The sequence below is a fragment of the Stieleria sedimenti genome (genome assembly GCF_025060895.1).
GTDB lineage: Bacteria > Planctomycetota > Planctomycetia > Pirellulales > Pirellulaceae > Stieleria > Stieleria sedimenti.
This window is the reverse complement of the sequence record NZ_JANZKV010000002.1, coordinates 44854-51636: the sequence shown is the minus strand read 5'-3', so window position 1 is coordinate 51636 and position 6783 is coordinate 44854. Positions and strand designations below refer to the sequence as shown.

The following is a 6783-nucleotide window of genomic DNA, read 5'->3' as shown; positions in this document are numbered from 1 at the left end:
AGATGAGGGCCCGTAGGCTCGCGCCAAACGGCTGATATTCGTTTGACATCAGCCGGTTCGCGCCAGCGTCCGGGCCCCCTCATTCATGTTAACTTAGCGGTATTGGCCTTGAGGCGATTCCCGGTCGCTGCTACGCAGCGACAATGGGCGGCTAAAGCCTGCACACCAACGCTTATGCCCGTGCCATGGGTGCCTGACCCTTTTTCCGCTTGGAGAATGCGTCGTGCCTAGTTTATCAAGAAAGTTGAACGATCGCGCGTCCGTCTTCATCATCGGCCGATCGAGGCGTTACGTTCGATCGGCGTACCCAGACGCCTCGGTCAACGAAGCACCACGAATCTCTTTTAGCCTTCGTATGGCGATCGGCGGCAGGGCGAGACTGACGAGGGTCGCGACGGACAGCGACAGCACCGAACTGATCCAGCGGAAGTGCAGCGATTGTTCAGAGTCCACGGCCATCGCGGCGGCGTGGACGTACAACAATTGTGGCACAACCGCGACCGCGGCCGCAGCCACGTAGGGTGCGAATCGGGCGCCGGCGGCGCCCATCGAATAACTGATGATGGTGGTCGGGACGGGCGACAGGCGAACGAGTAAGTGGATGCCGAAGCCGGCATCGTGCGCCAACTGTCCCGCCGCGCGCGGCCAACTGACCGGCGGCCCGATCGACACGTCCCGGACGTCGTGCTGCCCGCCGAGGGAGGATCGATTTGAATAAAAATCACCGCCCGCTCCGATCCAGTACTTTCCGATCGTGTAGTTTAGGGCGGCGGCGGTGACGGCCGTCACCAACATGATCGGACATCCGTCTTGCGTGCCGAACAACGCTCCCGCGGCCAGCGACACCATTGTCTTTGGCATCATCATCGTCATCAACAAGGTTCCCGTGACGATGAACAGCAGCGGCGCCCAGTTGCCGGTGGATTGCAGCCAGAGAGACAGATCGTCGAAACGATACCCGGAAAAAACGAGCAGCAGACCGAACGAAACAAACCCCAGGGGTAGAGAAACCCTTCGCAATAGCGCGGCGGTCTTTGGAGAAGGAATCATCGAGAGGACCGTGTCTGTCATTGCAACATCGACAGGCTGGAAGCCTATCCCACCCTATTCCCGCCAGATATCCGCTGATCCATCAAGCAAGCCGCCCGCCCCAGCGAGCATCATAGCAAAATGACAGAGTTCGCGAAAACGTCCGCATCGGCCTCGCAACAGAATCTTCATCCTCGCGTGCACACAGGCGACCGCGATTTCGTGCCGCCGGACGGCCTGCAGCCCGCCTCGCGGTGGCCGGCGGCCAACCTGTTCCGCAACCCCTTCGGCGAATTGACGCGCAGCGAACGCGCCGAACTGGCGGTGGTTCCGGTCGCCGAGATTGTCGCGGCGATCGGCGAACCAACCATCGACGAACCGGCGATCGGCGACGCCCCCATCACGTTTCGCCCCCGGTCCGCCTACCAGATGATCGGCGAGTGCGGCCGCGGCAAGACGACTCGCATGCTGGCGATCGCCAAGGCCTTCCCCTCGTCCAGCTACGTCTACTTGCCCGAGGACCAGCCTTGCCCGACGATTCCCAGCGGCGAACCGTTGCTGATCGATGAAGCACAACGGCTTCCCTGGCGGGTCCGCCGCAAGGTGTTCGCCAGCGGCGCCACACTGGTCCTGGCCACCCATCAAAACTTGTCGTCCGCGCTGCGACGGGCCGGTTACATGGTGACGACGGAGAAGATCGGTCTGTCGCTATCGGTCGCACAATTAGCCGAAATCCTCAACCGGCGAATCGCGGCGTCGCGTCGCGATCACCGGCAACCCGTTCCACGCATCAGCGACGAAGATGCCGACGCATTGATCTGGCGGTTCGGGACCGATGTGCGGGGCATCGAAAATTACCTTTACGACATCGTGCAGTCTCAAGTGAATCACCATGGCGAAATGCGATTTATCGATTGAGCTCGACCACCCCGAACGCATTTATTCAGGTGGCGACAAGATCACCGGCACCCTGCACGTCCTGGCAGATGCCGACGTGAAGTGCAAAGGGCTGGAGGTGTCCTCCGGCTGGCGAACGCATGGACGCGGCAACATCGCGCGGGGCACCGCCGAATCCATCACGCTGTTTGTCGGTGAATGGACCGCCGGCCAGCGCGAGTCGTATCGATTCGAGCTGGAGGTCGCCGATTGGCCGCCCAGTTACCATGGCAACTACATCAACGTCGATCACTACATCGATGCACGGGCCAAAATCCCCTGGGCGTTTGATCCGAAAGCGTCCAAGGAATTTGTGATGCGTCCGGTCACCGGTCCCGACCCTGCCGACGCACAGGTGGCGACGGCCGTCAGCGGATGCATCGGATACGGATTGGTCGCTCTGGTGTTGGGCCTGATGGTCGTCGCGTTCGGCTTCTTGCTCGTCACCTTTGTCGTCAATCCGTTTGCGGGTCTGGTCGCCGGAGCCATTATCATCCCACTGTTCGGCTTTTTTGCCGCCAAAAAGTTGCTACCGAAGTGGCTGCTGGGCAACGTCCACGCCGAACTGCTGACGCCCCAGTTGGCACCCGGTGACCGCGTTCGCGCCCGACTCGCCTTCCAACCCAAGCGTCGCTTTACGATCAATTCGATCAGCGCCGAGTTGACCGGAACCGAGGTCTGCGTCAGTGGCAGCGGCAGCAATCGCACGACGCACCGACACACCTTCTTCACCGATCGACACGAACTGGAAGGCCAGTCGACGCTGCAAGCCGGCGACCGCAAGGAGTTCAATCTTGATTTTCCGATCCCCGGTGATGTGCCTTATTCGTTCGATCTGGCTGACAACGACTTGAATTGGACGATCGAATTGCGAGTCGATATTCCACGCTGGCCGGACTGGACGCAATCGCTGAAATTGTTGGTCCATCCCAATGGCCAACCGATCGAGCGACCCGAAACGACCGAACCGCATGCGGCGCTCGGCGGGGCCGGCGAAGGGACCGACGCCGCATCGCCGCGGCACGATGAGATCACCTTTGCCGAAACCGCCACGCATCTGTGGGAAGCCCGCCGCGACGCCGAACAGGTGGATCTGTTGGTCGAAGCGGTGACCGGAATGACGTTTGAGATCGACACCTTCATCGAGCGGCGCTTGCTCTACAGCGGCGAAGAGGACCCGCACGTCTACGACGACGGTTATGCCGTTTGGGCCCGCCACAGCGATCCTCCGCTGCCGCTGGTGCTGTATGTCCCCCACGAATTGGCGGACGAATTCGAACAAGCCGGCCGCGACCTGTGGCGCTGTCGCGGCACGATCGTCGGCTGGGACCACCAGCACCGGCGTCTGCAAATCAAGGTTTTGGTCCGCTAGGAAAGCAAGCCGGCACGGAATAAACTCCGGGCACCGGAATAGGCCGCTTTGCCGCGTCAATGCTGCCGTCAGCCTATCGTGCCCCCCAACCATCCGTCTCGCAAGCCTTCGACATGTCGTCCCCCCGAGTCCTCGTGTTACGTGCCCCGGGCACCAATTGCGACGAAGAAACTGCGTACGCCTTTCAACGTGCCGGCGCGACCACCGAGCGGGTTCACGTCAATCGGCTGATCGAAAATCCGACGCTCAAGGACCGTTATCAAATCCTCTGCCTGCCCGGCGGTTTTAGCTACGGTGACGATATCGCCGCCGGCCGCATTCTTGCGACGCGAATGCGAAACCACCTCGCCGACTTGGTGGACACGTTCGTCCACGGCAACGGCGACCGACTGGTGCTGGGAATCTGCAACGGAATGCAAGTGCTGATGCGGTTGGGCGTGCTGACCGAAAACGTCCAAGCCGCCGGCGGTCACGAACCGGCCACCCTGGCCTGGAACAATCACGGTCGGTTCGAGGATCGCTGGGTGGATCTGGCCACCGACGGGACCAAGTGCGTGTTCCTGCGCGACATCGAACACATGTATCTGCCGATGGCACATGCCGAAGGCAAATTCGTCGCCCGGGATCAAACGGTGCTGGGCGAGCTGCGCGACGCCGAACGACTCTGCTTGCGTTACGCCCGTGATGCCGATGGCACCGTCGAAGAGACTCCGCTGGACTTCCCCGCCAACCCCAACGGCGCCGACGCCAATGTCGCGGGTGTCTGCGATGCGACCGGCCGCGTGTTCGGCTTGATGCCGCACCCCGAGCGTCACATCGACCCGACCCAACACCCCTATTGGACGCGTCGCAAAGAACAGCCGGCCGCCGGCGACGGCCTAGCCATGTTCCAAAACGCCGTCAGCTGGTTCGCCTAAGGGGCAAAACGTGGCGTAAGCTTCCAGCTTGCGATGCCACTCGGGTCGTCGACACTTTTGCAGCAGGATTTGGCAACCGATTTAGATTCTCTCCCTCTGGGAGAGACGGCGTTTGCGCAGCAAGTAAACGCCAGAGAGGGCCGGCGCTGCGAAAGTCTCAGCGATTTCCGCCACGATCAACTCCGCCACTTATCCAATCGACACTCCTCCTGGCAAGCAGGATACTTACCCCACTACTCCCCGAAGTGGACCGCACAGGCATCGTTTTCGCAGGTCCCTTGGCCTGACTTCTTGCCTGCCAGCTTGTAGCGCCGCTTGGCGATTTGGTTGTACATCCAACGCCACAGAGTTGCCGTTCCGGGCAGGTGCAAGATCGGTGCGACCAACCACAACAGCGGCAAACGCCGGCTCAGGTAGCGCACCGCGTCCCCGCCCCCATGTCGGCGGCCTTGGGAATCGACGATGTACATTTGCGCCATCAGCTGATCGTGCGTCAGGTCCGGATACCGCTCTGCGACCCGCGGATCATGCAGCGATAAAAACGACAATCGACCGCCACAACAATCCAACCGCCGCAGGTTTTTGACCTGAGAAATGCAGAAATTGCAGTCCCCGTCATAAATCACCACATCGGCATCAGGCAGCTCCGCCGGGTCGGGCAAACCGTTTTCGGCACCGGTGGAGAACGATTGGGTGGCTGAATCGGCCATGAAATTGCGAAAAAAGGGGTATGAGGGGGGGGAATCACGCTGCCATCAAACGGCCCGCGGCTCCTATACTTGATTGTAGGCCGCAACACACCCCAGGCTACCGCCATGAACCGAATTGAATCCCAAGTTCGCAACGCTCGACGTCGCCTGATCCTAGGCAATTTCGGACGTTCCCTCTGTATCGCCCTGTTCGCCGCGCTCATCGTGGCGACGATCGCCTGTGCGGTCCCGGGCATCCGCGCACTCGATGTTGACGTGGAAACCTGGAATTTGGCGTGGATCGTCGGCTCCATCGTGGTCGCCGTCACCGCAGCGTTGATTTACGCCCTAGCCACCGCACCGAGTCGTGACCGCGTCGCTCTGGAAGTCGACAAACGCTTCGGGCTGAGCGAACGGCTCAGCAGCTCGCTCTCGATGTCTGCCGCAGACCGCGAGTCGGAGTTCGGCTTGGCCGTGATCAGCGACGCCGATCGGCGCGCGGACAAAATCAAGATCGCCGAAAAGTTCGGCTACCAACCGAGTCGACTCGGCTGGCTGCCCCTCGTGATCACTCCCATCCTGGTCCTGGTTTTGATCCTGGTCGACCCTGCCACACCGATTGACCCCGATGGCACCAACGAGATCGATCCGGCCGTGGCCGCCCAAGTCAAACGCGCGTCGTTGCAACTGAAAAAGCGTATTGCGCAACAAAAACGCAACGCCGAAGCCAAGGGGCTGCAAGACGCCAAGGACCTGTTCGAAAAACTCGAGAAAGACCTCAACCAGATCACCGAAAAGAAAAACATCGATCGAAAAGAAGCGATGATCGCGCTCAACGATCTGAAGAAACAACTCGAAGAACGTCGCGAGCAACTCGGTTCGAGTGACCAGATGCGCAAGGCGATGGCGCAGATGAATTCGCTGCAAGCCGGCCCCGCCAACGAAGCCGCCCAGTCGATCGCCAAGGGTGACTTCGGAAAAGCCGAACAAGTGATGCGCAAGCTCGCCCAAAAAATGAAAGACGGCACGCTCAGCGACAAGGAAAAAGAACAGCTGCAAAAACAAGTCCAGCAGTTAAAGGACCAGCTCGAAAAAGCGATCGCCGAGCAAAAACGCAAGCAGGACGAATTGAAAGAAAAGATCGAACAAGCCAAACGCGAAGGCCGTTCCGAAGACGCCGCCAAAATGCAGCAGCAGCTCAACGAAATGCAGCAGCAATCCAAACAGCAATCGCAACAAATGCAGCAGATGGCCGACAAGCTCGGCCAAGCGGCACAAGCGATGCAAAACGGCGACTCCAAACAAGCCGCCAACGCCCTCGATGCGATGGCCGACCAACTCGGCGACATGCAGCAGGAGATGAGCGAACTGCAAGACCTGGAAGACGCGATGAACGACCTGTCGCAATCGAAAGAACAAATGCGTTGCAGCTCCTGCGGCGGCGGCGGTTGCCAGCAATGCCAAGGCATGGGGATGGGCATGGGCGAAGGCGACAAACCCGGTGACGGACTCGGCGAAGGTGCCGGGCAAGGGGACCGTCCGGAAGAAGAAGGCGATACCAACACCTACGAGACCCAAGTCCGCGGCCAAGTCAAGAAAGGCAAGGCCGTGATCTCCGGTTTCGCCGACGGGCCGAACCGCAAAGGCATCAGTCGCGAAGACGTCAAACGCGCGATCGAAAGCTCGTTCAGCGAAGAAAGCGACCCGCTGGAGAACCAGCAATTGCCCCGCACCGAACGCGAGCACGCCATGGATTACTTCAACAAGCTGCGGGCCGGAGAATAGTGGTCTAAGCATCCTGCTTGCCAGACAGCAGTGGGGTAAGCATCCTGCTTGCCAA

6 protein-coding genes are annotated in these 6783 nt (G+C 60.4%); 4 read left to right on the top strand and 2 right to left on the bottom strand.

Annotated features, from left to right (window positions below; all coding sequences use genetic code 11):
* Positions 1 to 288: 288 nt before the first annotated feature.
* Entirely contained in the window at positions 289 to 1050 is a 762-nt protein-coding gene (locus tag NZK35_RS00370) for a VTT domain-containing protein (protein ID WP_259630619.1), read from the bottom strand.
* Positions 1051 to 1170: 120 nt separating this feature from the next.
* On the opposite strand from NZK35_RS00370, the gene NZK35_RS00365 reads away from it, so the two are divergent.
* The 3 genes from NZK35_RS00365 to NZK35_RS00355 all read left to right on the top strand — a co-directional run bounded on the left by NZK35_RS00365 (position 1171) and on the right by NZK35_RS00355 (position 4254).
* Positions 1171 to 1947, top strand: coding sequence for a hypothetical protein (locus NZK35_RS00365; RefSeq protein ID WP_259630618.1), 777 nt, complete (start codon positions 1171 to 1173; stop codon positions 1945 to 1947).
* On the top strand, positions 1922 to 3337 hold the full coding sequence (locus NZK35_RS00360) for a sporulation protein (RefSeq protein ID WP_259630617.1): 1416 nt from the start codon (positions 1922 to 1924) through the stop codon (positions 3335 to 3337). Before NZK35_RS00365 ends, NZK35_RS00360 begins: the two co-directional genes overlap by 26 nt.
* Before the next feature lie 113 nt (positions 3338 to 3450).
* Entirely contained in the window at positions 3451 to 4254 is an 804-nt protein-coding gene (locus tag NZK35_RS00355) for a phosphoribosylformylglycinamidine synthase subunit PurQ (protein ID WP_261364502.1), read from the top strand.
* A gap of 233 nt (positions 4255 to 4487) precedes the next feature.
* Here NZK35_RS00355 and NZK35_RS00350 read toward each other — a convergent pair whose 3' ends face one another.
* Entirely contained in the window at positions 4488 to 4964 is a 477-nt protein-coding gene (locus NZK35_RS00350) for a thiol-disulfide oxidoreductase DCC family protein (protein ID WP_259630615.1), read from the bottom strand.
* A gap of 105 nt (positions 4965 to 5069) precedes the next feature.
* Between NZK35_RS00350 and NZK35_RS00345 the strand changes: the two genes are divergently transcribed.
* Entirely contained in the window at positions 5070 to 6728 is a 1659-nt protein-coding gene (locus NZK35_RS00345) for a hypothetical protein (RefSeq protein WP_259630614.1), read from the top strand.
* Positions 6729 to 6783: the final 55 nt, after the last annotated feature.

Coding starts and splice junctions, on each gene's coding strand:
- NZK35_RS00370 (WP_259630619.1), bottom strand. CDS start 1,050: ATGATTCCTTCTCCAAAGACCGCCGCGCTATTGCGAAGGGTTTCTCTA.
- NZK35_RS00365 (WP_259630618.1), top strand. CDS start 1,171: ATGACAGAGTTCGCGAAAACGTCCGCATCGGCCTCGCAACAGAATCTT.
- NZK35_RS00360 (WP_259630617.1), top strand. CDS start 1,922: ATGGCGAAATGCGATTTATCGATTGAGCTCGACCACCCCGAACGCATT.
- NZK35_RS00355 (WP_261364502.1), top strand. CDS start 3,451: ATGTCGTCCCCCCGAGTCCTCGTGTTACGTGCCCCGGGCACCAATTGC.
- NZK35_RS00350 (WP_259630615.1), bottom strand. CDS start 4,964: ATGGCCGATTCAGCCACCCAATCGTTCTCCACCGGTGCCGAAAACGGT.
- NZK35_RS00345 (WP_259630614.1), top strand. CDS start 5,070: ATGAACCGAATTGAATCCCAAGTTCGCAACGCTCGACGTCGCCTGATC.